Raw genomic sequence first — 25,516 nt, 5'->3', positions numbered from 1 at the left:
CGTCAGGCGCCCGGCGCCGCGGGGCGCAGGATGCACGTGATGCGCGAGGTGCAGGTGCGCCGGCCGGAGTCGTCGACGATCGTCACCTCGTAGCAGGCCACACTGCCGCCGAGCGTCACCGGGACCGCGGTGCCGGTGACCCAGCCCTCGCGCGCCGCGCGGTGGTGCGTGGCATTGATGTCGAGCCCCACGGCGATCTTGCCGAGCGTGTGGGCGTGGAGCGCCGAGCCGATGGACCCCAAGGTCTCGGCCAGGACGACGCTGGCGCCGCCGTGGAGGATCCCGTAGGGCTGGGTGTTGCCCTCGACGGGCATCCGGGCGACGATCTTGTCGGCCGCCGCCTCGAGGATCTCGATCCCCATCCGCTCGGCCAGCGCCCCTCGGTGGGTCTGCAGCTGGTCACCCTCGAGCGTCGGCGCGACGGTGGGGGCGGGGGTCTCGTTCATCGGGGGTCTCCTGGGTCGGTCCTCGGGGCTGCGCCCAGCCTGCCACGGGCCGGGGCCGTCGGTGCAAGCGCCTAGGGTGTGACGTGTGAGTCGACTACTGCTGCTGGACGGACACTCCTTGGCCTACCGGGCCTTCTTCGCCCTCCCCGCTGAGAACTTCTCGACGAGCACGGGTCAGCACACCAACGCCGTCTACGGCTTCGTCGCCATGCTCATCAACGTCCTGCGCGACGAGGAGCCCACCCACGTCGCCGTCGCCTTCGACGTCTCCCGGGCGACCTTCCGCAACGAGCAGTACGCGGAGTACAAGGCCGGCCGCAGTGCGACCCCCGATGCCTTCTCGGGGCAGATCCCGCTGCTCAAGGAGGTGCTCGACGCGCTCAACATCACGCACGTCGAGCTCGAGGGCTTCGAGGCAGACGACATCATCGCGACGCTGGCCACCCAGGGGCGCGAGGCCGCCATGGACGTGCTCATCTGCTCCGGTGACCGCGACACGCTCCAGCTCGTCGACGAGCACACGACGGTCCTCTACCCGCGCAAGGGTGTCTCCGACCTCGTGCGGATGACGCCCGAGGCGGTCGCCGACAAGTACGGGGTCGGGCCCGATCGTTACAGCGATCTCGCCGCGCTCGTCGGCGAGGCGAGCGACAACCTGCCCGGGGTTCCCGGCGTCGGCCCCAAGACGGCGGCGAAGTGGATCAACGCCCACGGCGACCTGCAGGGCATCGTCGCCTCGGTCGACCAGATCGGCGGCAAGGCCGGCCAGTCGCTGCGCGACCACCTCGACCAGGTCCTGCGCAACCGTCGGCTCAACGCCCTGCTGCGCGACGTCGACCTGCCGGTCGGCGTCGACGACGTCGCCCGGCGCGAGTGGGACCGCGAGCAGGTCCACACCCTCTTCGACAGCCTCGAGTTCCGGGTCCTGCGCGACCGGCTCTTCGCGACCTTCGACACCCAGGAGTCGGAGGTCACCGGTGGGGTCGAGGTCGACGGCCGGGTGCTGGGTGCCGGCGAGGTCGGCCCCTGGCTCGAGGAGCACGGCACCGACCGGCTCGGCGTCGACGCCGTCGGTGAGTGGGGCCGGGGCGGCGGCGAGGTGCTCGGGCTGGGGCTGGCCACGGCCGAGGGCGAGGCCGCCCACGTGCCGGTCACCGACCTCGCCCCCGACGACGAGGCCGCCCTGCGCAGCTGGCTCGCCGACGCCGAGCGACCCAAGGTCATGCACGACGCCAAGGGCCCGATGCTCGCCCTCGCCGCCTCCGGCCTGCCGCTGGACGGACTGACCGTCGACACGGCCATCGCCGCCTACCTCGTGCGCCCCGACCAGCGCTCCTACGACCTCGCCGATCTCGCCGTGCGCCACCTCGGCCGCGACCTCACCGCAGGTGAGGAGGAGTCCGACCAGGGCATGCTCGACTTCTCCGCCGACGACTCCGAGGCCGGTCGCTCGTCCATGGTCCGCGCCGCGGCGGCGGTGGAGCTGGCGCCCGTCCTCGAGGAGCTCGTCGAGGAGACCGGCGGCACCCACCTCATGCGTGAGGTCGAGCTGCCCGTCGTCGGGGTCCTCGCCACCATGGAGGCAGCGGGCATCGCCGTCGACGGCGACGCGCTCACCGGCCTCGAGGCCGACTTCGCCGACAAGGTCGCGACCGCCCAGGCCGACGCGTGGGCCGCGATCGGGGACGAGCAGATCAACCTCGGCTCGCCCAAGCAGCTGCAGACGGTGCTCTTCGAGACCCTCGGGTTGCCCAAGACCCGGCGGACCAAGACCGGCTACACGACCGACGCGGACGCGCTCGCCGATCTCTACGCCAAGACCGAGCACCCCTTCCTCGAGGCGCTGCTGCGCCACCGCGACGCCACCCGGCTGCGGGTGACCGTCGAGGGCCTGATCAAGTCGGTGGCCGACGACGGTCGCATCCACACGACCTACCAGCAGACGATCGCTGCCACCGGTCGGCTCTCCTCGACCGATCCCAACCTGCAGAACATCCCGATCCGCACCGAGGAGGGCCGGCGCATCCGCGAGGTCTTCGTCGTCGGGCCCGGCCACGAGTCGCTCATGTCCGCCGACTACAGCCAGATCGAGATGCGCGTCATGGCGCACCTGTCCGGCGACGAGGGGCTCATCGAGGCCTTCCGGACCGGTGAGGACCTGCACCGCTTCGTCGGGGCGCGGGTCTTCGGCGTCGAGCCCGAGGGTGTCACCGCCGAGATGCGCAGCAAGGTCAAGGCGATGTCCTACGGCCTGGCCTACGGGTTGAGTGCCTTCGGGCTGAGCAAGCAGCTGGGCATCTCCACCGGCGAGGCTACCGACCTCATGGACGAGTACTTCGTGCGGTTTGGAGGCGTGCGCGACTACCTCGAGGAGGTCGTCGACCGCGCGCGAGCGACCGGCTACACCGAGACGATGCTCGGTCGTCGGCGCTACCTGCCCGACCTCACGAGCGACAACCGCCAGCGCCGTCAGATGGCCGAGCGGATGGCTCTCAACGCGCCGATCCAGGGCTCGGCCGCCGACATCATGAAGGTCGCGATGCTGCGCGTCGACCGGGCACTGGCCGAGAGCGACCTGCGCTCCCGGGTCCTGCTCCAGGTCCACGACGAGCTCGTCCTCGAGATCGCGGCAGGTGAGGCCGAGCCCGTCGAGCAGCTCGTGCGCGAGCAGATGGGCGGCGCCGTCGACATGGACGTGCCCCTCGACGTCTCCGTGGGGCTGGGTCGCAGCTGGCACGACGCCGCCCACTGACCCGGGTCAGTGGGCGGCGACCTCGCCGGTGCCCAGCACGCCGTCGGTCAGGTGCCGCCCCTCCGGGACGACGGCGTCGCGCCCGACGACGCTGCGGGTGATCCGGGCGCCGGACCCGACCCTTCCGCCGGGCAGGACCAGCGCCCCGTCGAGGAGGGCACCGTCGGCGACGGAGGCCCCGGGGTGGACGACGCTGCCGCCACCGAGCCGGGCCGACGGCGAGACCCGGGCACCGTCGATGACCAGTGACTCGCCGCGTGGGGTCGGCGCCGCCCCGGGCCACGGTGCGCGCAGCAGGTCGCGGTTCGCGGCGACGAGCGCCGCCGGGGTGCCGACGTCGAGGAAGTAGGCGTCCTCCCGGTGGGCGACGAGGCGTGTATCGGCCACGAGTGCGGGGAAGACCTCGCGCTCGAGGGACACCGAGCCGGCCGGGGGGATCTCGTCGAGGAGGTGCGGGCGCACGACATAGGTGCCGGCGTTGACCGTCGTCGACGGGGGAGCCGGCGACTTCTCGACGAAGGCCACGACCCGCCCCCGGTCGCCGACCACGACGCTCCCGTAGGCGCGGGCGTCGTCGACCTCGCGCACGTGCACGCAGGCGAGGACCCCGGCATCGGCGGCGGTGAGGGCCGACACCTGGGCCCCGAGGTCGTGCCCGGTGAGCAGGTCGCCGTTGACGACGACCACGACGTCGGCGTCACGAAGGGGGCCCAGCGCCTCCCGCAGGCCACCGCCGGTCCCGAGCGGGGTGGCCTCGACGACACACGTGAGGTCCACCCCCTTCGCCCGGCAGCGCTCGACGAGCGGCTCGAAGTCCTCGTGCCGGTAGCCGGTGGACAGCACGACCCGGCGCACGCCGGCGCGCTCGAGCGCACTCAGCTGGTGCTCGACCAGGGTCCACGGGCCGACGGGCAGGAGCGGCTTGGGGCAGTCGTCGGTGAGTGGTCGCATCCGGCTGCCGACCCCGCCGGCGAGGATCACCGCTGCCGGGGTGGTCAGCGCCGCTCCTCGCCGCGGGCGATCGCCTGCACCTGCGGGGCCAGCCAGCGCCAGAAGATCGGGCCGGACTCGCTCGTGAAGTGGATCGAGTCCTCGTAGAGCGGGACGTCGTTGATCGTGTCGTGCACCTCGTCGTCGGCGCAGAGCAGCGAGTACTGGTCGATGACCGGCACGTCGTGCTCCGTGGCCCAGGAGGCGACCGTGCGGTTGAGGGTGGTGACGTACTCGGTGTCGTTGATCCGCTCGACCTCCTCGAGGTTGAAGGTCGGCATCGAGTGGCAGGCGAGGTTCATCAGCGCGAACCGGCTGTCCCCGGCGGCCTCGTGGGCCTCGTCGAGGTTGTCCTCGATGAGGTCGACCCACTCCGGGGAGCCGAAGCGCACGACCTTGCCGTCGACCATGCGGTCGGTCACCAGGGTCTGGGCGACGAAGTAGACGACGACGTCGGGCTGGTCCTGGGCGATCGACGAGCGCCAGGACGAGCGCCAGTCACGGCAAGCCTGCGAGTCGTCCTGGGTCTTGCCGTCGCTGTAGCGCGGGACGTCGAGCGGGTCGCATCCGACGTCGGTGAGGGTGTCGACACGCAGGTCCGGGTGGGCCGACGCGCGGAAGGTGGTCGCCAGACTCTCGGGGATCGAGTTGCCGACGAGCGTCACCCGGGTCATCCGGCTGCCCGGTCGGTAGGAGTCCTCACCGACCTCGACCTTGCCGGACGCGCCGATCGCGGTGGGCGCGACCCGGTCCGCTGCCGCGGGCAGGGCAAGGGCCCCCATGACGAGCAGCGGTGCGCTGGCCCAGCACACGACTGCGCTCGCCCGGGGAAGACGGGGCACCAGGGCCTGGACCCCCTCACGCCGGACAGGGCGCTCGACGAAGCGGTAGGACAGGGCGGCGAGCGCGACCGTCAGGGCCACCTGCAGGGCTGCCCGGGCCGCGGTCGGCCACGGCACGATCTGGTCGTTGAGGAAGACGACGATCGGCCAGTGCCAGAGGTAGAGGCCGTAGGAGATCATGCCGATGCGACGCAGCGGCTCGAGCGCGAGTGTCCGCTGGACGAGGGACTCCGCGGGGCTGGTGGCCGCGACGAGGACGACGCAGACGAGCACGGAGAGCGGCACGGCCACACCCTCGAGGATCAGGCTCTGCCCGCGGTCGGCCCACCAGAAGGTCGAGACGACGACGAGCAGGGCCGGCAGCGCCAGCCGTCGGCACCACAGGTCGAGCGTGCGCACGACGTCGCGGGGGATCGACCCCGGGCCCCCGCTGATGAAGGCGGCGACCGCCGCCCCTACGAGGAGCTGGTGGGCACGGGTGTCCGTGCCGTAGTAGACGCGGCTGGGATCCAGCCCGGGCTGGTGGAGCGCGGCCATCAGGACGGCGGACACGGCGGCGAGGCCGGCCAGGGTCCACACGAGGGTCGTGCGGCGCCGTACGAGGGCCAGCAGGGCGACGAGCAGCAGCGGGTAGACGATGTAGAACTGCTCCTCGACCGCCAGTGACCAGGCGTGCCGCAGGGGCGAAGGGGAGGCCACCTGACCGAAGTAGGCCTCGTCGCCGAGGACGAAGCGCCAGTTGGCGACGTAGAAGAGCGTCGCCAGGGCGTCCCCGGCGACGCTCGCCCGTCGCCCCGGCAGGGTGAGGAAGACCGCGGCGACGATGACTGCGGCGAGCACGACGAAGAGCGCGGGCAGCAGGCGTCGTGCGCGGGCCAGCCAGAAGTCGACGAGGTCGATGCGACCGCGGTTGCCGCGGTACTGCGCGAGGAGCAGCGAGGTGATGAGGAAGCCGGAGATGACGAAGAAGATGTCGACGCCGAACCAGCCGCCCGGCGCCGACCGCGGGTAGACGTGGTAGGCGATGACGGACACCACCGCGAGCGCCCGCAGACCGTCGATCGCCGGTCGGTAGGGCAGGGAGGTGTGCTGGGTTGCTCTGGACATGTCCTGCTTCCGAAGGGGGCGGCTCATTATGACCCAACTCGTGGGTAATATGACGGCCATGACCGAGCACACCGAGGCGAGCTCTCCCACACGACAGTTCGCGCCACTGGCCATCATCCTGGGCATCCCGCTGATCTTCGCGGCGATCTTCTTCTACACCACCCCGGTCACCCTTGTCACCGGCGGGGACCAGGGCATCTTCAAGTGTGGTTCGCCCAGCTCGCCCAACAGCGACGCCGACAACGTCTGCGCCCAGCCGGAGAAGACCGAGCGCAACAAGGCCATCTACTCCGGCCTCTCGGGTGCGGGGCTTGTCGCCCTCGGGTCGGTGTGGCTCCTGCGCGGTCAGCGTCGCGACGACGACGAGTGGGACGACGAGCGGCCCCGTCGTCGCTCCGACGAGATCGACCTGCGCACCGACGCCGACGAGCGCCGGGGCGGTGACGAGCCCCTGCGCGGGGCCCGCCGTGAGCGCCGCGCCGACGCCGACTCGCGCTCGCGTCGGCGCGACGAGGACGAGGACCTCGACCTCGATGCCGACGAGCCGCGTGCCCCGCGGCGCGACGAGGCCCGACGCAGCCGCCGTGACGACGACCTCGACTCGCGCTCGCGCCGGCGTGACGACGACTGGTCCTCGGACGGCTGGCGCTGATGCGGGTCGAGGACTTCCTCGCCGAGGTCGAGCGCTCCTTCGCTGGTGACCCGCAGACGAGCGACCCGATCGACCCCGTCTTCGCGCACATCGCGGCGACCGTCAACGGCTACACCGCGGTCAACGAGCTCGCGGTGCTCAACGCCGCGGCCCGGGTGCTGCCCGACGACGAGTGCTACCTCGAGGTCGGCAGCTACAAGGGCCGGTCGATGTCGGCCGCGGTGCAGGGCATCACCGACAAGACCTTCTACATCGTGGAGAACTACCTCGAGTTCGGCATGCAGGGGCAGCAGGCCCGCGAGGAGCTCGACCACAACCTCGCGACCCACGCCCAGGACGTCGACGTGCGCCTCCTGGAAGGTAACTGCTTCTCGCTGCTGCACCGCCCGGGGGTCGTCGACCGTCCGATCGGCGTCTACTTCTACGACGGCGAGCACACCGGCCTGTCGCACTACCTCGCCCTGGGCATCATCGAGCCGTGGCTGGCCGACGAGGCGGTCATCCTCGTCGACGACGCCACCTACCCGATGGTCAGCGACGCGCACGACGCCTTCCTCGCCAAGCACCCCCAGTGGCGCCTCGAGCGGCGCTGGGACGCGTCGAGCAACAACGACCCCCGCTGGGCCAACGGCCTGCACGCCCTGAGCTTCCGCCGTGACGAGGCGACCGCACGCGGCGCGGACGAGCCGTGGGACGTGCGCTGGCGCCGGCTGGCCTACCTCTCCTCGCTCGGCCCCGGTCAGAAGGCGGCGTGGACGGCCATCCACCGCTTCCCGGAGCTCATCCCGCTGGCGAAGAAGCTCTACCCGTCGAAGAAGGCCAGCTCGATCGACTGACGCGCGGGTGACCCCGGCCGGCCCGTGATCACTCGCGGGTCAGGCCGAGCGCCTCCGTCGTCTCGGCCGAGTCCGGCCCGGGGGTCATCTCGCTGCGCGGCACGCGCAGCAGCCCGATGAGCGCGACCACCGCGGCCGTCGCGCCCACCGCGGTCAGCACCTCGGTGGGCGAGTGGTCGAACCACAGCAGCACCAGGGCGCTCTGCACCCCCGCCGCCGCCCACACGACGGCGGTCATGACGTGGTCGCCGCGGCTCATCCCGGCGAAGAGCCACACCTGGATCACCGCCCAGAGGGTGCCGATCAGGGCGAACCACACGAGGAGCGGCTCGGCGTCGACGAAGGCGCTGCCGCCGGAGATCGCGACGAGCGGGCCGGGGACGAGCGCGCACCCCAGGGCCACGACCAGCCCGATGGCCAGCACGCCGAGGGCCGAGCGGTGCAGCGTGGCCCGTACCCGCCCCCCTTCGGCCGAGTCGGCCACCGACGGTACGACGGCGAGGGCGACGAACTGGGTGCCCCAGAAGACGACCTTGCCGAAGAGCGCCGCGAGTGCGTAGGCGCCGCTGTCGTGGTCGGTGAGCACGGAGCGGGCGAGCACGACGTCGAGGCTGGAGAGCGCCATGAGCCCGGCCAGGGCGATGTTGCTGCGCACGAGGTCGCCGAGCAGCGCGAGGGCTCGGGGCGCCCGGCCCCCTGTGTCGAGAGCCGGCGCTGCGAGGAGCAGCGCCACGAGCAGCGTGACGAGCGAGGCGGCGAAGGTCGCGGCGAAGACCTGCGCCACCGAGAAGTCGAGTCCGGTGGCGGCGAGCGCCGCGAGCACCCGTGTGCCTGCGGTCACGAGGTAGACGACGGACAGGCGGCCGTAGGACTCACGGCCGAGCAGCACCCCCTGGAGCGCACCGGTGACGGTCATCGGCGGCAGCATCAGCGCCATCCACACGATCGACCACGACGTGTCCAGCCGCAGCCCGTCGCGGATCAGGGGGGCGCACGCGATCGTGCCGGCCGCGAGGGCGGACCCCACGGCCAGGGCCGGCCAGACCCCGGTCACCTGGGTGCCCCGCTCGCGGTCGGTGGTCGTCTGCCGCCGGGCCACGACGACCTGGAAGGCGCCCGCGGGCATGGCGAGCAGCACGCCATAGGTGTTGAGCGCGGAGAAGCCCCCGAAGTCGGCCGGGCCGAGGGTCGCCGAGACCAGCGCCACGAAGACATAGCTCATGACATTGGCGAGCCCCATCGCCACGCCGAGGGAGAGTCCGGCGACCGGCAGAGCGCGTCGTGCACGCGGCGACATGGCGCTCCTGACGAGGGGGTGGACGAAGGGGGTGGATGTGACCGCCACGATGTTACGCCCCGGTAGCGCACGGGTGTCCGTCGGTTAGGATCGGCTGGTCCGGCGTGCTGCAGGTGCGTCATCCCTGACCACGACGAGAGGAGTCGCCCCGGTGCGCAGCCGGTTCCGGTTCCCTCGTGCCCGCCTCCCTCGTGCCCGCCTCCCTCGGGTCGGCCCCCGGTCGCGGCACCCACGACCCGGGCGGCCGCGGTCGATCTCGGTGCGCGCGGTCTCGCTGCTCCTGCTCGCGCTGCTCGCGGTCGTCGTCTTCGCCAACAGCTGGGGTGTCTTCCAGACCGACATCAAGCCCGAGGTCTACCTCGCGCCGGGGGAGATGCTGCCGCGCTACCTGTCGGCGTGGACCTCCTCGCCCTACCTGGGCTCGCCCAACTTCAACGTCGGCCTCGTCCCGGTGCTCGTCGTGACCGCCCTGCTGCGCGCGGTCGGCCTCGACCCGGAGATGGCCTTCAAGGTCTACCACCTCCTCCTCTGGGGCCTGGCGGCCTGGGGGGCCAACCGGTTGCTGCGCACCCTCGTACCCACCGCGGGGGCCTGGGCCGGTCTCGTGGCCGGTGTCGCCTACATCGCCAACCCCTACGCGGTCGCCGGGGGCGGCACGCTGGCCATCGCGCTGCCGATGGCCCTGCTGCCCTGGCTGCTCGTGGCGATGACCCGGGCCCTGCGCGACGCGTCGGGCTGGAGCTGGCCGGCGGCCGTCGGTCTGGTCTTCTTCGGGATGAGCGGCATGAATGTCGGCGTCGTGCCGGTCTACCAGCTGCTGCTCGTCATCCCGCTGGCCCTCTTCGTGCGGGCCGAGCGCGGTCTGCCCTGGCGTGACGTCGCGATCGCCGTCGGCAAGTGCGCGCTCTTCGTCGTCGTCGTCTCGCTCTACTGGCTCATCCCGGGTGCCGCCGCGAGCGAGACCGGCGGCCAGATCGCCGAGAGCTCCGAGTCGCTCGACGGGATCGCCCGCACGAGCTCCTTCGTCGAGGTCCTGCGCGGTCTCGGCCTGTGGTCCTACTACGGCGCCTCCGACGCCGGCCCCTGGCTGCCGCAGTACGCCGTGTACTTCACCAGCGGCGTCATCATCCTGCTGACGATGCTCTGGCCCGCTGCCGCGCTCATGTCGCTCAAGGTCGTGCCCGCCCGGTTGGCCCGACTCGCCGCCGCCGCGGCGGGCATCGCCGCGGTGATCATGGTCGGCCTCTACCCGGGCGGTTACGGGGGCTCTCCCTTCGCTGCTCTCCTGCGACTCCTGCTCGAGCACATCGGCCCGCTCGTCGCCTTCCGCACGACCAACAAGATCGGTGCCGGGCTGGCGCTCGCCTTCGCCCTGGTCATCGGCTGGGCGGTCATCCACGCTGCTCCACGCCTGCTGCGCCGACGAGCAGTCGCACCCGCGGTGGGTGCCGCCGGCGCGGCCGTCGTCGTCGCCCTCGTGGCTCCCGCCGTCACCGGCAACCTTTACGTCTCGCCCGTCGACGTGCCCGACTACTGGGAGGAGGCCGCCGCCGCGGTCGACAAGGGTGACCCCGACAAGCGGGTGCTGCTCCTGCCGGGGCAGACCCGCTCGAGCTACCGCTGGAGCCTGGAGCGGCCCGACGACCTGCCCAACTCGCTCTTCCACCGCGACGCCGTCATCCCCGAGACCCTGCCCAACACCTCGGCCGACGGCGGCAACTTCCTTGCCGCCCTCGACGACACGCTCCAGTCGGGCACCTCCGGCAGCAACGACATCTCTCCCTTCGCCCGCTACCTCGGCGTCGACAACGTCCTGCTCCGGCACGACGTCGAGTGGGAGGGCGACGGCGGTGCCCGGCCGGGGGACACGGCGCGGGCTCTCGCGGACGATCCCGGGCTGCGCGGTCTGGACAACTTCGGCGATCCCGGGACCAACATGTTCACCCGAGCGACGCCACCGCAGTCGCAGGAGGAGGCGGTGCTGTCGCCGCTGCAGCTCTACGCGGTCGACGACGCCCCGGCTGCGGTGCGGGCGACCCCGGCCGACGGGACCCTCGTCGTCGCGGGCGATGCCTGGGCCGTGCCGGCCATGGACCGAGCCGGGCTGCTCGACGACACCCCGGCGATCCGCTACGCGCAGGACCTGTCGGGCGAGGAGCTGCAGGAGCTGCTGCGTCGAGACGGCCGACTGGTCCTCACCGACACCAACCAGCGTCGCTCGGCGATCACCAACCGGTTGCGCTCCAACCAGGGAGCGGTGCTCGCGGCCGATGAGGACCCCGGCGTCAGCCGCACGCTCGGCGACGACCCGAGGGACCAGAGCACGCTGGTGCGCGACGGCGTCCGGGTCACGGCGTCCGACAGCGGCGGCGCCTTCTTCGACCTGCCCCACGGCGTCGCCGAAAATGCCATCGACGGCGACCGCTCGACCTCTTGGCTCTTCGGTGACTTCCGCCGTGCCCCGGGCACGACCCTGACTCTCGACCTGCCCGAGCCCCGCACCCTCGACGAGCTGTCCATCGACACCACTGCGCTCGGCGACGTGACGATCTCCGGCTTCGACGTCGAGGTCGACGGGGAGCACACGAGCGCCGAGGTCGACGAGGACGGCACGGCGACGGCCGACCTGGGCGGGGTCCGCGCCGACGAGATCACCCTGACGGTCGAGGGCATCCGGGGCGAGGGGTTCTCCCTCGTGGGGATCTCCGAGATCGACCTCGGCGATGACGACCTCACCGCCACGCGCACGACCCGGCTCCCCTCCACGCTCAGCGACCTCTACGGCGAGCTGCCCACGCAGGAGCGGTCGGCCTTCGCCGACACCCCGCTGGACGTCTTCCTCACCCGGGTGACCAACACCGGCGACACGGCTGACGACACCGAGCAGGGCCTGCGGCGCAACTTCACCCTTCCCGACGACCGCACCTTCGACACGAGCGCGCGGGTGCGCGTCAAGGGCCAGCGTGAGGAGCTCGCCGACGAGCTCTCGGGGCTCGACACGACCTACCGCGCCAGGTCGAGCTACACCTACTTCGACTCGATGGCCCACCGTGCGTCCGGCGCCGCCGACGGTGACGACGAGAGCGCGTGGGTGCCCGGTGGCCGACTGACGCAGTCGTGGTGGCAGCTGACGGGCCCCGAGCGTGACCTGTCCGAGGTGACGGTCACGCAGGCTGCCGGTCCCGGTGACGAGGACGACACCGCCTGGGCGACCCGGGCCACGGTCCTCGTCGACGGCGAGGAGGTTGCCGAAGGCGAGCTGCGCCGCGGCACCGCCACGATTGCGCTGCCCGAGGGCACGAGCGGCCGCACGGTCCGCCTGCAGATCGACGAGGCCGACGACTCCGACGGCGAGCGGCCGCCGCGCTTCACCCAGATCGACACCGGGGTTCGCATGGAGGCCGGTGACGAGGAGCGCCCGTGCATCACCGTGGCGACCCTCGACGGTTCGCCGGTGCAGATGCGTCCCGAGGACCCCGAGGTCATCAACGGCCGATCCGGGCCGGCGACCGCCTGGGAGGGGTGCGGTCCGCTCGACGTGTCCTGGGGCGAGCACCGCCTGCGGCCCGTCGACGACGTGCAGCTCGACGGGATGTCCTTCGAGGACACCCAGCGCTCGCGTCACGAGCCGGTGCCGGCCCCGGTCGTCGAGGTCGACCGGAGTGCGATCTCCTCCTCGATGACCATCGACGTCGGGGAGTCGAGCAGCCCCTACTTCCTGAGCATCGGTCAGGGCCACGACCCACGATGGCGGGCCACCCGCGAGGACGGCACCGACCTCGGTGACCCCGTCGTCGTCGACGGCTACGCCGCCGGGTGGTACATCGACGACCTCGACGCCCAGCAGATCACCGTGCGCTACGGGCCACAGACCCGCGCCGACATCGGTCTGGTCCTCTCCGGCCTGGGCCTGCTCGTCGCCCTGGTCGTCTTCTTCCTCCCGCTGGCCCGACGTCGCGCCGCGCAGGTCCGGGCCTCGCGTGAGTCCGAGTGGGAGACCCCCGCCGATCCGGCCCCCGCCGATCCGGCTCCCGCCTCCGAGTGGGACGACGAGCTCGCGCTCGTCGAGGCTCCTCGCCGTGGCACGGCGACCGCGACCGCAGCGAGCCCCGTGGCCGACGTCGCCCCGCGCACCGAGACGAGTCCCGTGACCGACGACGTGACCGGCGGCGACGAGGACGAGCACGCGCCGCCACGCGGCTCGCTGCGCTTCCGCGGGCTGGGCGAGGTCCTCGCCGGGCGCTCCGGGGCACGCCGACTCGCCATCGAGGCCGCCGTCGTCGTGGGCGCCGGCGCGCTGACCGGCGTCGGTGGCGCGCTCGCCGCCCTGGCCGCGATGCTCGTCGTCCGGCTGCGTGGCCCTCGCGCCGGCCTGCTCATCGGGGTCGGCGCCGGCCTCCTCGTCGTCGCCGCCCTCGCCTTCGTGGCCCAGCTCGCCTGGGTCGACGGCACCCTCGGCTCGGTGAGCGCCGACTCGGTCAAGTCCGCCCTCGTGCCGCACCACATCGCCGGTGCCGGCCTCGTCCTCGCCATCATCGGCACCTACCTGCGACCCGACCCACCGGAGGAGCTCGACCCGTGAGCGATCGCCCCCAGCAGGACACGACGGCATCCGTCACCGTCGTCGTCCCGACGCGCAACAACATCCGCACCATCGAGGCCTGCCTGCGCTCGGTCGTCGAGCAGACGCACCCCGACGTGGAGCTCGTCGTGGTCGACAACCACAGCACCGACGGCACCCCCGAGGTGGCCCGTCGACTCGCCGACCGCGTCATCACCGCCGGGCCCGAGCGATCCGCCCAGCGCAACACCGGCATCGAGGCGGCACGCGGGGAGTGGGTCCTGTGGCTCGACAGCGACATGATCCTGCCCCCGCGCACCATCGCCCTCGCCCTCGAGACCGCCGAGGCCACCGGGGCCACCGGCATCGCCCTGCCCGAGCGGACGATCGGCGAGGGGTTCTGGACCGCCTGCCGGGCGCTCGAGCGCGAGTGCTACCTCGACGACCCGTGGCTGCACAACCCCCGGCTGGTGCGGCGTGACTACCTCCTCGGCGAGGGGGCCTTCCACACCGACATGTCCGGGCCCGAGGACGCCGACCTGCGGATGAAGATGCGCGCCTCCGGTGCCGGCATCGAGCTGGCCCCGATCATCATCGACCACGACGAGGGCCGCCTCACCGTCTCCGACGTCACGAGCAAGCGCTACTACTACGGCCGCAGCATCCCGGCCTTCGCCCGCGAGCACGAGGGTGCCGTGGGCCAGCAGGGTCGGGCCGTGCTGCGGGCCTACGTGCGCAACCACCGCCGGCTCCTCCAGGACCCGGCCCACGCTGCCGGCATGGTCGCGCTGCGGGCCATGGAGGCGGGCGGCTACGCGCTCGGGGCCCGTCGCGGACGCAAGGACCGGGCCGCGTCGTGAGCACGGCCGAGCGCCGCATGCTCTGGGTCTCGCTGCCCGACCAGCGGGCCCGCCGTGAGCTTTACTGGATGTCCCGGATGCCCGGCACCCGCGTGCGGGCGATGGCCCGGCAGGAGCCGGTGGGTGACATCGAGTGGGTCCCGAGTACCTACCGCCGGCCCATCACCCGCTTCGTCGAGGCGGGCGCCCTGGCCTGGGTGCGGGGTCTCGACGAGCAGCCACCGCAGGAGTTCGACTGGGTGACCTCGCTCGAGCTGTGCTCGCTCGTCACCGGTCAGGCGTCGCGGTGGCGTCGAGCGGCCCGTGCCTCGGGGGCGCGACGGCCGCTCCAGGCCGTGATCACCTGGGAAAATCTGCCCGATCAGCCGCTGTACAAGGTCCCGCCCTATCGCCAGGCGCTCAACTCCTGCCGCGACGCCGACCTCCTCCTGTGCATGGTCGATGCCGCTCGCGACCACCTCCTGGCCAACGACTTCGACGACGAGCTCATCCGCGTGGTCAAGCCCGGCGTCGACACCGAGGTCTTCCACCCGGCCGAGCGATCCGTCGAGGAGCCGGTCGTCGTCTTCGCCTCACCCCTCGCCGACAACAAGGGCATCGACCGGGTCCTCGACGCCATGACGATCGTGCGCCGGGAGATCCCCGAGGCCCGTTTGCGCGTCGCCGGTCGCGGCCCGCTCGAGCACCTCGTGCGCGCCGCCGCTGACGACCCGTCCTCGGGCGTCGAGCTCGTCGGCTCGCTCGACACGGCCGGCGTCGCGGACCTCATGCGTTCGGCGGCGGTCTTCACGACCGCCCCGCGCCCCACCTGGAAGTGGACCGAGCAGCTCGGTCTGGCCTACCTCGAGGCACAGGCGTGCGGCCTGCCGGTCGTCACCACGAGGTGCGGCACCAACGACGAGGCGGTGCAGCCGCCCAACTCCCTCGTCGACGACGACGTCGAGGCACTCGCCGAGGCCCTTCTGGCCTTCTTGCGCGACCCCGCGCACCGGGCCGCGGTGGGTGCGGCCAACCGAGACCACGTCGTCGCCCACCACGACCTCGCCACCCAGTGCGTCGCCATGGGCGCGGCCTTCGCCGAGATCGAGGCGCTGCACGCGAGATGAGTGCTCAGCGAGGGCCCGTCCGCCCCGGCGTCGCCGGGGCCCTGACGGGTGCCCTCGCCGGGATCGCCGTGCTCGGGCCGGCCCTCGCCCCGGGCTACACGCTGCACTACGACCTCGTCTTCGTCCCGGACCTGCCCCTGTCGGCGCGCACCCTGGGCACCGACGGCAGCGTGCCCCGGGCCGTGCCCAATGACCTCGTCGTCGCGCTGCTCGGCACCGTCCTGCCCGGCTGGGTCGTGCAGAAGCTGCTCCTGCTCGGCGCCTTCGTCGTCGGGGGAGCGGGTGCCGGGCGCCTCGCCCGGACGGTCCCCGGTGCCGTCGCGGCGGCCGTGCTGTGGTCGTGGAACCCTTGGCTCGGCGAGCGTCTGGGCATCGGCCACTGGGGCTACGTCGTCGGAGCCGCGCTCCTGCCGTGGGTCCTCGTCGCCGCCACCCGCGTGCGGAGCGGCCCACGTGGTGTCGCCGCGCTCGTGGCCACCCTGACCGCCGCCTGCCTCTGGGGCTCCACGCCGGGGGTGCTGGCCACGCTGCTGGCCCTCGTCACCGTCCTCTGCCTCGGCGGCCCTCTGCGTCTCCTCGCGCGTGATCTCGCCCTGGTCGCAGGCGTCGCGCTCCTCGCCAACGCCGCGTGGTGGTGGCCCTTCCTGCGGGCCGCCTCCCGGGCCGCCGACCCCGCCGGCACGACAGCCTTCGCGGCCGGGGCGGACACCCCCTTCGGCATCGTCGGCTCCCTCGTCCTCGGCGGTGGGCTGTGGCACGACCGCACGTGGTTCGTCGAGCGGACCGGCTGGCCCGTCGCCGCCCTGGCCATGACCGCGGTGCTCGTGCTGCTCGTCGGGGCGGTGCGCACCCGGCGGTGGTGGCGCGACCCGGTGACGCGGGCCGCGAGTGCTGCCGGGGTGGCCGGTCTCGGGCTGGGGGCGATCGCCGCGCTCCCGGGTGGTCACGGCCTGCTCACGTGGGTCGTGACGAGCGTGCCGGGGGCCGGACTGCTGCGTGACGGCCAGAAGTTCGCCGTGCTGTGGGTCCTGCTGCTCACCGTCGCCACGGCCGTCGTCGTCGACCGCCTGCACGAGCGTCGGCTGCCCGTGGTGGCGCTCGTCGTCGCCGTCGTGTGGCCGGTGGCCACCCTGCCCACACTCGCCTGGGGTCACTCCGGGACGTGGGGGAGCGTCGACTACCCCGACGACGTCCGCGCGGTGGCGGCCGACCTGCGAGCCGAGGGCGAGCCGGTGGCGGTCTTCCCGTGGTCGACCTACCGGCGCTACGCCTGGGCCGACGACCGGGTCGTCCTCGACCCGTGGAACCGGCTGCTGCCCCAGACCGTCGTCGGCGACGACCGCCTGTCCCTGCGGCAGGGGGAGTCGGTGGCGGGTGAGGACCCGACCGCGGCGGCCGTCACCACCGCCCTGGCCGAAGGGGGCGACGTCACCGACCTCCTGCGCCGGCACGGCGTGCGCTGGGTCGTCGTGGCCACCGACCAGCCGGCACCGGCCGGCAGCGTGCCCGAGCTGTCCGGCACGTCGTCACGACGGGTCGGTGACCTGGTCGTCCACGACCTCGGTCCGGTGACGACGAGCCAGGCACCGCCCGGCTCGGCTCGGTGGCTGGGGCTCGCCGGGACAGGGGCCGCGGTGGTCGGTTCGCTCCTGCTCCTGCTCGGGACCCGACGGGGTGAGACGTGGCCGACACGGCGACGGGCTCGCCTGAAGTGACCGCCCGGTATAGAGTGGCTGACGAATCGACACCCGCTCACGAAGGATGCTCATGAACGACGGCTCCAAGAAGGTCGCCTACAACGTCGGCGGCACCGTGCTCGGCGCACTGCTCGCGGCCGCTGCCATCTTCGGGATCGTGCAGTCGCAGAACCCGTCGATGCCGCAGGAAAACCAGCAGGTCATCAACTACAACAGCTGAGCGGCCCACCAGACCCACTGACGAAGGGGGCCGTCCGCTCGAGTCGAGCGGACGGCCCCCTTCGTCGTGCCCGCAGGTCAGGAGGCGACGACCTCCAGCTCGGTGCGGCGCGGCTCGGGCCGGGTGGCGATGAGCGCGTCGAGGTCGATGACGTCGTCGCGGTAGCGGTCGGTGAGACCCAGGACCGAGCCGATGACCGACTCGAGGCGCCGGCCGGCGCGCACCCAGTCGAAGGAGCTCGCGTAGAGCCGGGCGGTGCGCCCGAGGTCGCGGCGCATGGCGTGGTCGTCGACGAGCCGGATCACGTGGTCCTCGAACTCGCTCACGGAGTCAGCGAGCAGCCCGGTACGGCCGTGGACGATCGACTCGCTCGGGCCGCCGGCGAACTCGTAGGCGACGGCCGGGGTGCCGTGCAGGCCGGCCTCGACGATCGTCAGCCCCCAGCCCTCCTTGTGGGAGGGCATGACGACGACCCAGGCGCGGGCGAGGAGCTCGTGCTTGCGGCTCTCCTCGACGAAGCCCTGGAGGTGGACGCGGTCGGCGACGCCGCGGGCCCGGGCGTGCTCGGCGATCGCGTCCTCCCAGTAGCCGCCGCCGACGACGTGCAGCTCGAGGTCGGGGTGCGACATGGCCCGCGAGGCGAGGATGTCGACGGCCTGCTCGACGTGTTTGTGCGGGACGAGCCGGCCGAGGAAGAGCATCGTGGGCGCCTCGGTGCGCTCCAGCCGGGAGTAGGCGTCGAGGTCCTCCGGGCGGTCGTTGCCCGAGTAGACGAGATCGACGCGACCGGGGTCGACGCCGAGCTCCTCGAGATCGCTGCGGGTCGACTTCGAGACCGTGACGTAGCGACTGCGCCGGTAGACGAAGGGAGCCAGCCGCGACTCGAGCAGCCAGCCGAGGCGGGCCACCTTGGGCCCGAAGACCGCGGACCACTGGTCGCGGTGGACGTGGTGGACGATGTTGATGACCGGCAGGTCCCCGGCGACGAGCGGGGCCCAGAAGGGGACGCCGTTCTGCACGTCGAGGACGACGTCGTAGTCGTCGCGGTGCCGCAGCACGTGCAGCATCCCGTGGAGGTAGACGCTGAACTTCGACCCGCGCCGCAGCACCCGGACGTCGCCGTGCCGGGTGCGCGGGCTGGCGCCGGGGAAGGAGGCGGTGAAGATGGTGACGTCGTGACCCTGCTGGGTGAGCACCTCCGAGGTGCGCTCGGTGAAGGTCTCCGCACCGCCCGCCTCGGGGTTCTCACGGTCACGCCACGACAGGTAGAGCACCCGCAGCCGCTGCTTCGGGGAGGTCGTGCTCTGGGTCATCATCACTCCTTGTCGGCGTCGCGGAGCTCGCAGCGCCGACGGATAGGCTAACGGTGTGAGTTACCCAACGGTAGGCGAACGGCGCGTCCGGGAGTGTGAGATGTGCGGCTCCGCGGTTCGTGGCCTGGCGCTGCGCGGCGGCTGCGTGGTCGACGCGTGCGAGCGCTGCGGTCATCTCGAGCGCGATCTTCAGCGATGCCCCGCCGACCACCGCGACCTCGCCTACGGCGGCGAGCCGACGCTCGACCGCATCCGTCTCGACCTCACCTACCGGGAGCTCGTGCGTGATGGTGTGCCCGGGCGGGTCTTCGAGGTCGGCTTCGGCGCCGGCTCGATGCTGCGGCGCTTCCTCGACGACGGTGCCGAGGTCGCGGGCGTCGACCCCGATCAGCTCGGCGTCGACGTCGACGAGGTCGTGCGGGCCCGGGGTGATCTGCGCACCGGCGGCATCGAGGACGTCCGTGATCTGCCGGGGGAGCAGGATCTCGTCTACGGCATCCACGTGCTCGAACACGTGGCCGACCCGCACGCGGCGCTGCGCTCGTCCCTCGAGCTGCTGCGCCCCGGCGGCCGGGCGAGCTTCCTCACCCCCGCCGGTGACAGCTCCGGGGTCGAGCGCTACGGCGCGGCCTGGTGGATGCTCGAGGACCCGACGCACATCCGCTTCTTCACGGCGGACTCGCTCGCCCGGGCGGCCGCGGCCGCCGGCTTCGTCGACATCGAGGTCCGTCGTCTGCTGCTCGACAGCCTGAGCGTCGACGCCGCGAGTCTGGCCCGGGCGGTGCGTCCGGGGGACCGGCCCCGGGGTGTCCTCGGGTCCCGCCCCGTCCTCGCGGCCGCCCTCGCCAGCGTCCCCCTCGTCCTCGGGCAGCGGCTGCTCTCGCCGCGCAGCCGGCCCACGCTGCAGCTGCTGGCGCGTCGTCCATGATGGTGGGGTGCCGATGACCCCCGCCCACCCGCAGCGCCGTGGGCTGCGCCGCTCGGTGCGCCTCTTCCGTTCCTTCCTCGTCGAGCAGACCGAGCCGGAGCGCTTCTACTCGACGCTCGCCGACGACTCGATCGAGCTGCTGCGTGAGCACACCGAGCTCGCCGGGCGCACCGTCCTCGACGTCGGTGCCGGTCCGAGCGAGTTCGCGCGCGCCTTCCGCGCCGCGGGGGCCCACTACGTGCCCGTCGACCACGACCCCACGGTCGCGTCGGTGCGCGACGGGGGTGTCGTCGGAGACGCCCTGCGCCTGCCGCTGGCGGACGGCAGCGTCGACATCGTCTTCTCGAGCAACATGTGGGAGCACGTGCCCGACCCGGAGGCGGTGGCCGACGAGCTGCTGCGGGTCACCCGCCCGGGCGGTCTGGTCTTCCTCTCCTACACCAACTGGCTCTCGCCCTGGGGCGGCCACGAGACCTCACCGTGGCACTGGCTGGGGGGAGAGCGGGCCATCGCGCGCTACGAGCGCAGGCACGGTCACCCGCCCAAGAACCGCGTGGGCGAGACGCTGCACCGCGTCAGCGTGCGCCAGGGCCTGGAGTGGGCGGCCGGTGCCGACGCCGACGTCCTCGCCGCCCGACCGCGCTACCTGCCCGACGCGGCCCGAGTGGTCCTGCGGGTCGCCGGTCTGCGCGAGGTCGTCACGTGGAACCTCCTGCTGCTGCTGCGTCGCCGATGACGGCCCACCCGGAGCGGAACGCCCCGGGCCGCAGCGTCGAGGAGGCTCGGCAGCGGCTGCAGCGCGTCGTCGCGACCCTGCTCGTCGCCGTGCTCCCGTGGCTCGTCGCCCCGGGCCTGGTCCAGCCGGACACCAAGACCGACCTGGTGCTGTCGCCGGGGCGCTACCTCGGGCGGGCCCTGTGGGCGTGGAACGACCACACCGGCATCGGCGAGCTGCAGAACCAGGCCTACGGATACCTCTTCCCGATGGGGCCGGTCTTCCTCGCCGGGGAGGCCGCCGGTCTGCCCGACTGGGCCGTGCAGCGCCTGTGGTGGATGCTCCTACTCGTCGTCGCCTTCGTCGGTGCCGAGCGCGTGGCCGCACGTCTCGCCGGGCTCCCGACGGTCCCCGCGCTGGTCGTCGGCGCGGCCTTCGCGCTCTCGCCCCGCGTGCTCACCGTTCTGTCGGAGATCTCCGTGGAGGTCTGGCCGCAAGCGGTGGCCCCGTGGTTGCTCTTGGCCGCGGCGAAGGGGGTGGCCCCGGGTGCCGTCCCCGCCACCCGTCGGCGGATGGCCGTCACCACCGGGGTGCTCGCGGCCTGCCTCGGTGGGGTCAACGCGACGGTCTCCCTCGTCGCGCTCGTCCCCGCGGCCGCATGGGTCGTCCTCGCCCCGGCCGGTCGCGGCCGGTGGCGGGCCCTCGGGTGGTGGCTGCTCGGCGCAGTCGCCGGTGCCGCGTGGTGGCTGGGACCGCTCCTCGTGCTCGGCCGGTACTCCTACCCCTTCCTCGACCACATCGAGCTCGCCTCGACGACCACGGCCGTGGCCTCGGTGACCAATGTCCTGCGTGGGGCCAACCACTGGATCGCCTACATCCTCACCTCGGGCGACCACCCGACGTGGCAGAGCGGGTGGCTGCTGGCCCAGTCGGTCGGGGCGATCATCGCGACGACGGCGCTCGCCGGGCTCGGGCTCGCAGGTCTGGTCCGGCGGCGACACGAGGCCGCCGCAGGCCGGCCCGCGCCCGACCCTGGAGCCCACCTGACGCGCTGGGCCCTGCTCCTCGTGCTCCTCGGTGTCGTGGCGATGGCGGTCGGCCGCACCGGGTCCGCCTCCGGACCGCTCGCCACCACCGTCCAGCAGTGGCTCGACGGGCCGCTCGCTCCCCTCCGCAACGTCCACAAGGCCGATCTGCTCGTGCGGTTCCCCGTCGCACTGGGCGTCGGCCTGCTCGCCCACTGGGCCACCCGCGTCGAGCGCGGAGCCGGTCCGATCGTCCGCCAGGTCGTCGTCGTATCGACCGTGCTCGCGCTCCTGGGGTCCCTGGCGCCGCTCTGGGTGGGCCGGGCCGGCGATGCCTGGGCGACGACCGGCGTGCCGCAGACCTGGCACCGGGCGGCGGCCGAGGTCGACGATCTCGCGGCACGCGACGGGGGCACGACCCTCGTGCTGCCGGGGGCCCGCAGCGCTGACTTCACCTGGGGCCGCACGACCGACGAGCCGCTCACCGCCCTCGCCGAGTCGCCGGTGCTGGCGCGGGCCGCGGCCCCGCTGGGCCACCCGGGCGCCACGCGGGTCCTCGACCACCTCGACGAGATGACCGCCGGCGGACACCGCCAGCCGCAGCTCGCCGCCGGGTTGCAGCGGTTGGGCGTCTCGCGGGTCGTCGTCCGCGGGGGCCTGTCCGCCGACGTCGGGGCCGTCGACCCGCAGCGGGTGGCAGCCACCCTCGCGGCCTCGCCGGGACTCACCCGGGTCTGGACCGAGGGTGACGGCTCGGAGCAGGTGAGCATCTGGCGCCTCGACTCTCCTGCCCGACCCGCGACCCTCGTGCCCACCTCCGGCCTCGTGGAGGTCGCGGGCGCACCCGAGGCATGGTTCTCGCTGGTCGCGACCGGGCTGCTCGACCCCGACGCGGTGACCACCACGGCTGGAGATGGAGCCGAGGTGCGCACCGACTCCCTTCGCTGGCAGGCGCTCAACTCCGGTCGCCCGTCGAGCCGCGGTCACGGGCCGACCCTGCCGGCGGAGGACCCACGACCACAGGTCGTCGGGACCCGAGACCTCGCGCCGGGCGGGCAGACCATGGGGCGGACGACGCGGTTCCACGACGGGATCACCGGCGTGACGACCTCCTCGAGTGCTGCTGCTCCCTTCGCGCGCTACTGGCGCAGCGCCGGGTCGGGGCCGGCGGCAATGCTCGACGGCGACGCCCGCACGGCATGGCTCAGCGGGGACGGCGAGCCGGTCCAGCGGGTGACGCTGCGGCTGCCGGAGGGTTCGCGCCCGACGGGTGTGCTCGTCCACGAGGCGTGGGGCGGCGACATCGCCGACCTCGAGGCGGTCGAGGTCGGCGGCAGCGACGGCGTCAAGCGTGAGGGCACGGAGACCTGGCGCGTCCCGCTCGACGGCCGCGCGCGTGACCGCGTGACCCTCGAGCTGCGGCGCTCCGGGGACGACCCGACCGCCGCGCAGGCCCCCGTCGGCATCCGCGAGGTCGAGCTCGAGGGTGGTCCGCGGGCCACCACGGGTCTGACCCTGCCCGAGGGCGACGGCGCGGTGCTCGTCACCCGCGATCCCAGGGGCGCGGCCGACCCGATGGCCGGCGAGGACCCGCAGGACCTCGTGCGGGACGTCGGCCGGCTGCCGGAGACCCGGGTGTCGGCGACCGTGCGACTGCGGCCCGGCGAGGAGGCCCAGGACGTCGTGACCGCGCCGTGGAGTCTTACCGGGAGCACCCAGCCGACGAGCAGCGAGGGTGCCTCGGACCTGTCGCGATGGCCGGTGGCCGCGATCGACGCCGACCCCACGACCCGGTGGCGCCCGGCCCCGGGACCGGACCCGGTGCTGACCTTCGACCTCGGCGAGCGCCGCAGCGTCGAGACGATCACGCTCGATCGTGCAGCCGGCCCGGTGACGGTCGCCACCGAGTCGGCCCGCTACGTCCTGCCGAGCGGTACGAGCCTGCGCATCCCGCCCCAGCAGACCCGACACCTCACGCTGACCTTCAGCCGGCCGCAGACCCGAGCGTCCTGGTCGGCGCCCGAGGTGACCCTGGACGGGGTCGACGGACCGAGCAGCGAGGTGAGCCTCGAGTGCAGCGAGGCGGGGGCCGTGGGGCGCGAGAGCGGGCGGATCGGGCTGGCGCTCACCGCACCCCGGCCCGCTCTCGTCGCCGGCGATGCCGTCCCCGCCACGTCCTGCGGCAGCCTGCCCGCGGGGACCGGTGTCGTGTCGGCCAGCGCGACCGCGGCCCTGCTCCCCGAGACGCTCACCCTGGTGCCGACGGACTGGACGGCCACCGAGGTCACCCCGCGGCGCAGTGTCACGAGCACGCGCGAGCACACCGGCCGCTGGACCTTCGAGGTCGGGGCCGGCGAGGAGTCCTTGCTCGTGCTCTCGCAGGGGGCCAACGACGGGTGGCGTGCGACCGACGAGCGGGGGAGAGCGCTCGAGATGACGACCGTCGACGGCTGGCGGCAGGCCGTCGTCGTCCCGGCCGGCGGTGCGCAGACCGTGACCGTCGACTTCGCGCCCAACGCGCAGCACCGCCTGGCGCTGCTCCTCGGTGCGCTGGCCGTCGTGCTGCTGGTCCTGTGGGGCGCCGTCGAGCTGTGGGTGCTCCGTCGTGCGCGGTGGGCCTTCGGCGCCGCGCAGGAGAAGCTGCCGGAGGAGCCAGCGGAAGGTGCTGCTCGGGCGCACCCGGCACCCCTCCTGGTGGCCGTGCTGCTCGGTGGGCTCGTCGGCCTGCTCGTCGCCGGGTGGTGGGGTCTGCTCGCCGGAGCGCTCGCCGCGCTCGTCCCGATCCGCTCACGCGCCCTCGCGGTCGCGGTCGTGCTCACCGCGGCCGGCCTCGCGCTCGCCGTGCTCGGGGTGGCCGAGCGTCAGTCCGCCGGCGCGCTCGTCTCGCAGGTGCTGGGGACGATCACGCTCGGGGTGCTGGCTGCCGCTCTGGTGCGGCCGTCGAGCGGTGGGCCCGACGCAGGACCGGGCGCTCCAGGACCAGCCACGACAGATGGGCCAGACCCACGCTGACGATCGTCACGAGGAGCAGGGTCGCGGCGAAGGGGGCCGCGAAGAGCCGTAGGTCGAGCACGGCGAAGACCACCTGCAGGACGAGCACGTGCCAGAGGAAGACGCCGTAGGAGGTGTCGCCGAGCCAGCGTGCCGTGCCCGCGAGCGGCGAGGTGCTGATCGTCTCCGACAGGCCCCGGGTGGTGCCCGCGAGGAGGAGGCAGGCCGCGACGAGGCCGTAGAGCACCTCGGCGGCCAGCGCCTCCGGCGCCGACGACGCGTCGATGCCACGGGGTCCGGCGACCGGGGTGGAGGCGACGAGCCAGAGCACCGCGGCGAGGGCCACGAGGGTGCCGGGACTGGTCCGCAGCACCGTGAGGCCGGGGCGCTCGGTGAGGACCACCCCCGCCCGGTCGGCGCACACGAGCACGGCCACGGCCACCCCGACGGCGAACCACGCCGCGTGCCCGAAGGCACTGGTCGCGAGCACGGCTCCCCACTGACCGTCGGGGAGTGCGGCGAGCGTCTGCAGGGCCAGGCCGCCGATCGCGATGGCGGCGCAGAGCAAGAGCACCCGGCGTGCCGCGATCGCGGGGACCTCGTGCCGGACAACGGGGGCGCACGCCGCCGCGACCACGGGCAGCAGGAGGTAGAAGGTCACCTCGCTCGTCAGGCTCCAGGTCTGCGTGAAGGCCTGGAAGGTCCGGCCGGTCCAGCCCTGCCCGATGACCAGGTGGACGAGCACGGTGGGCAGGTCGAGGACGGCAGCGGCAGCCCCGCCGAGCCAGGCGGCCACGGCGACGACGGCGACCAGTGCCAGGAGGTAACCGGGCAGGATCCGTGCCGCACGACGGAGGAGGTAGCGACCGGCGGTCCACGGGACGTCCTCGCCGAGCGCCCGCCGGACGAAGGGGGTCGACAGCAGAAAGGCGGAGAGGGCGAAGAAGACCGCCACGCCGAGCTCGCCCCGGACCGCGAGCCCGCCGACGACGCCCTCGGCGCCGGCACCGGTCCAGAAGGCCACGTGCGACAGCAGCACCAGCCAGGCCGCGACGGCCCGGAGGGCGTCCAGGCCGAGCAGGCGTGACGTGGCGCTCATCGGGGGAGCCTGTCGTGTGTCGATGCCTTCACCTACCATTCGGTAACGCTTGCCCATTCTGCCTGCTCGAGAGGACCGC

General features: G+C 73.2%; 17 protein-coding genes. 11 read left to right on the top strand and 6 right to left on the bottom strand.

What is annotated here, in order from left to right:
- Positions 1 to 2: 2 nt before the first annotated feature.
- Complete coding sequence (locus tag H7A72_RS08675) at positions 3 to 446, bottom strand: PaaI family thioesterase (protein WP_185220276.1); 444 nt, start codon at positions 444 to 446, stop codon at positions 3 to 5.
- Between the two features lie 85 nt (positions 447 to 531).
- Between H7A72_RS08675 and polA the strand changes: the two genes are divergently transcribed.
- A complete protein-coding gene (gene polA / locus H7A72_RS08670; RefSeq protein ID WP_185220275.1) occupies positions 532 to 3,198 on the top strand; it encodes a DNA polymerase I in 2,667 nt (888 codons plus the stop codon).
- Positions 3,199 to 3,204: 6 nt separating this feature from the next.
- On the opposite strand, the gene H7A72_RS08665 is transcribed toward polA, so the two are convergent.
- The gene (locus H7A72_RS08665; protein WP_185220274.1) at positions 3,205 to 4,179 is read right to left on the bottom strand and encodes a sugar phosphate nucleotidyltransferase; all 975 of its coding nucleotides are present in this window, start codon (positions 4,177 to 4,179) and stop codon (positions 3,205 to 3,207) included.
- 14 nt (positions 4,180 to 4,193) lie between these two features.
- On the bottom strand, positions 4,194 to 6,137 hold the full coding sequence (locus tag H7A72_RS08660; RefSeq protein WP_185220273.1) for an acyltransferase family protein: 1,944 nt from the start codon (positions 6,135 to 6,137) through the stop codon (positions 4,194 to 4,196).
- A gap of 58 nt (positions 6,138 to 6,195) precedes the next feature.
- On the opposite strand from H7A72_RS08660, the gene H7A72_RS08655 reads away from it, so the two are divergent.
- The gene (locus H7A72_RS08655) at positions 6,196 to 6,789 is read left to right on the top strand and encodes a hypothetical protein (RefSeq protein ID WP_185220272.1); all 594 of its coding nucleotides are present in this window, start codon (positions 6,196 to 6,198) and stop codon (positions 6,787 to 6,789) included.
- Positions 6,789 to 7,625 carry a class I SAM-dependent methyltransferase gene (locus H7A72_RS08650; RefSeq protein ID WP_185220271.1) on the top strand — a complete coding sequence of 279 codons (837 nt, stop codon included), beginning with the start codon at positions 6,789 to 6,791 and terminating at the stop codon, positions 7,623 to 7,625. The genes H7A72_RS08655 and H7A72_RS08650 overlap by 1 nt, the downstream gene beginning before the upstream one ends.
- A gap of 28 nt (positions 7,626 to 7,653) precedes the next feature.
- Here the strand turns inward: H7A72_RS08650 and H7A72_RS08645 are convergent, their stop codons facing one another.
- Positions 7,654 to 8,922, bottom strand: coding sequence for a lipopolysaccharide biosynthesis protein (locus H7A72_RS08645; protein ID WP_185220270.1), 1,269 nt, complete (start codon positions 8,920 to 8,922; stop codon positions 7,654 to 7,656).
- A 259-nt stretch (positions 8,923 to 9,181) separates the two neighbouring features.
- Between H7A72_RS08645 and H7A72_RS08640 the strand changes: the two genes are divergently transcribed.
- From H7A72_RS08640 to H7A72_RS08620, 5 genes are read left to right on the top strand one after another with little or no spacing between them, the layout of a single operon-like run.
- Positions 9,182 to 13,504, top strand: a complete 4,323-nt coding sequence (locus H7A72_RS08640) for an alpha-(1->3)-arabinofuranosyltransferase family protein (protein WP_185220269.1) — start codon at positions 9,182 to 9,184, stop codon at positions 13,502 to 13,504.
- A complete protein-coding gene (locus H7A72_RS08635) occupies positions 13,501 to 14,343 on the top strand; it encodes a glycosyltransferase family A protein (protein WP_185220268.1) in 843 nt (280 codons plus the stop codon). The genes H7A72_RS08640 and H7A72_RS08635 overlap by 4 nt, the downstream gene beginning before the upstream one ends.
- On the top strand, positions 14,340 to 15,449 hold the full coding sequence (locus tag H7A72_RS08630) for a glycosyltransferase (protein WP_084451705.1): 1,110 nt from the start codon (positions 14,340 to 14,342) through the stop codon (positions 15,447 to 15,449). The genes H7A72_RS08635 and H7A72_RS08630 overlap by 4 nt, the downstream gene beginning before the upstream one ends.
- Positions 15,446 to 17,164: a hypothetical protein gene (locus H7A72_RS08625; RefSeq protein WP_185220267.1), complete on the top strand. Its 1,719-nt coding sequence runs from the start codon at positions 15,446 to 15,448 to the stop codon at positions 17,162 to 17,164. The genes H7A72_RS08630 and H7A72_RS08625 overlap by 4 nt, the downstream gene beginning before the upstream one ends.
- A 52-nt stretch (positions 17,165 to 17,216) precedes the next feature.
- Entirely contained in the window at positions 17,217 to 17,366 is a 150-nt protein-coding gene (locus H7A72_RS08620) for a hypothetical protein (protein WP_185220266.1), read from the top strand.
- A 77-nt stretch (positions 17,367 to 17,443) separates the two neighbouring features.
- Here H7A72_RS08620 and H7A72_RS08615 read toward each other — a convergent pair whose 3' ends face one another.
- Complete coding sequence (locus tag H7A72_RS08615; RefSeq protein ID WP_185220265.1) at positions 17,444 to 18,679, bottom strand: glycosyltransferase family 4 protein; 1,236 nt, start codon at positions 18,677 to 18,679, stop codon at positions 17,444 to 17,446.
- A 100-nt stretch (positions 18,680 to 18,779) separates the two neighbouring features.
- Between H7A72_RS08615 and H7A72_RS08610 the strand changes: the two genes are divergently transcribed.
- The 3 genes from H7A72_RS08610 to H7A72_RS08600 are packed head-to-tail and all read left to right on the top strand — an operon-like array spanning position 18,780 to position 24,359.
- Positions 18,780 to 19,607, top strand: a complete 828-nt coding sequence (locus H7A72_RS08610; RefSeq protein ID WP_072624713.1) for a class I SAM-dependent methyltransferase — start codon at positions 18,780 to 18,782, stop codon at positions 19,605 to 19,607.
- Between the two features lie 13 nt (positions 19,608 to 19,620).
- The gene (locus H7A72_RS08605) at positions 19,621 to 20,343 is read left to right on the top strand and encodes a class I SAM-dependent methyltransferase (protein WP_185220264.1); all 723 of its coding nucleotides are present in this window, start codon (positions 19,621 to 19,623) and stop codon (positions 20,341 to 20,343) included.
- On the top strand, positions 20,310 to 24,359 hold the full coding sequence (locus H7A72_RS08600; RefSeq protein WP_185220263.1) for an alpha-(1->3)-arabinofuranosyltransferase family protein: 4,050 nt from the start codon (positions 20,310 to 20,312) through the stop codon (positions 24,357 to 24,359). Before H7A72_RS08605 ends, H7A72_RS08600 begins: the two co-directional genes overlap by 34 nt.
- On the opposite strand, the gene H7A72_RS08595 is transcribed toward H7A72_RS08600, so the two are convergent.
- Positions 24,250 to 25,437: an acyltransferase gene (locus H7A72_RS08595; RefSeq protein WP_185220262.1), complete on the bottom strand. Its 1,188-nt coding sequence runs from the start codon at positions 25,435 to 25,437 to the stop codon at positions 24,250 to 24,252. The two genes, H7A72_RS08600 and H7A72_RS08595, sit on opposite strands and share 110 nt — an antisense overlap.
- Positions 25,438 to 25,516: the final 79 nt, after the last annotated feature.

The organism is Janibacter sp. YB324 (assembly GCF_014217915.1).
Lineage (GTDB): Bacteria > Actinomycetota > Actinomycetes > Actinomycetales > Dermatophilaceae > Janibacter > Janibacter indicus.
The sequence above is the reverse complement of the archived record's forward strand: the minus strand, read 5'-3'. Positions and strand labels throughout refer to the sequence as shown.

What these genes read in the sequence shown, in the direction of transcription:
- H7A72_RS08675 (WP_185220276.1), bottom strand. Translation starts at nt 446, where the DNA reads ATGAACGAGACCCCCGCCCCCACCGTCGCGCCGACGCTCGAGGGTGAC.
- H7A72_RS08660 (WP_185220273.1), bottom strand. Translation starts at nt 6,137, where the DNA reads ATGTCCAGAGCAACCCAGCACACCTCCCTGCCCTACCGACCGGCGATC.
- H7A72_RS08655 (WP_185220272.1), top strand. Translation starts at nt 6,196, where the DNA reads ATGACCGAGCACACCGAGGCGAGCTCTCCCACACGACAGTTCGCGCCA.
- H7A72_RS08650 (WP_185220271.1), top strand. Translation starts at nt 6,789, where the DNA reads ATGCGGGTCGAGGACTTCCTCGCCGAGGTCGAGCGCTCCTTCGCTGGT.
- H7A72_RS08645 (WP_185220270.1), bottom strand. Translation starts at nt 8,922, where the DNA reads ATGTCGCCGCGTGCACGACGCGCTCTGCCGGTCGCCGGACTCTCCCTC.
- H7A72_RS08625 (WP_185220267.1), top strand. Translation starts at nt 15,446, where the DNA reads ATGAGTGCTCAGCGAGGGCCCGTCCGCCCCGGCGTCGCCGGGGCCCTG.
- H7A72_RS08620 (WP_185220266.1), top strand. Translation starts at nt 17,217, where the DNA reads ATGAACGACGGCTCCAAGAAGGTCGCCTACAACGTCGGCGGCACCGTG.
- H7A72_RS08615 (WP_185220265.1), bottom strand. Translation starts at nt 18,679, where the DNA reads ATGACCCAGAGCACGACCTCCCCGAAGCAGCGGCTGCGGGTGCTCTAC.
- H7A72_RS08610 (WP_072624713.1), top strand. Translation starts at nt 18,780, where the DNA reads ATGTGCGGCTCCGCGGTTCGTGGCCTGGCGCTGCGCGGCGGCTGCGTG.
- H7A72_RS08605 (WP_185220264.1), top strand. Translation starts at nt 19,621, where the DNA reads ATGACCCCCGCCCACCCGCAGCGCCGTGGGCTGCGCCGCTCGGTGCGC.
- H7A72_RS08595 (WP_185220262.1), bottom strand. Translation starts at nt 25,437, where the DNA reads ATGAGCGCCACGTCACGCCTGCTCGGCCTGGACGCCCTCCGGGCCGTC.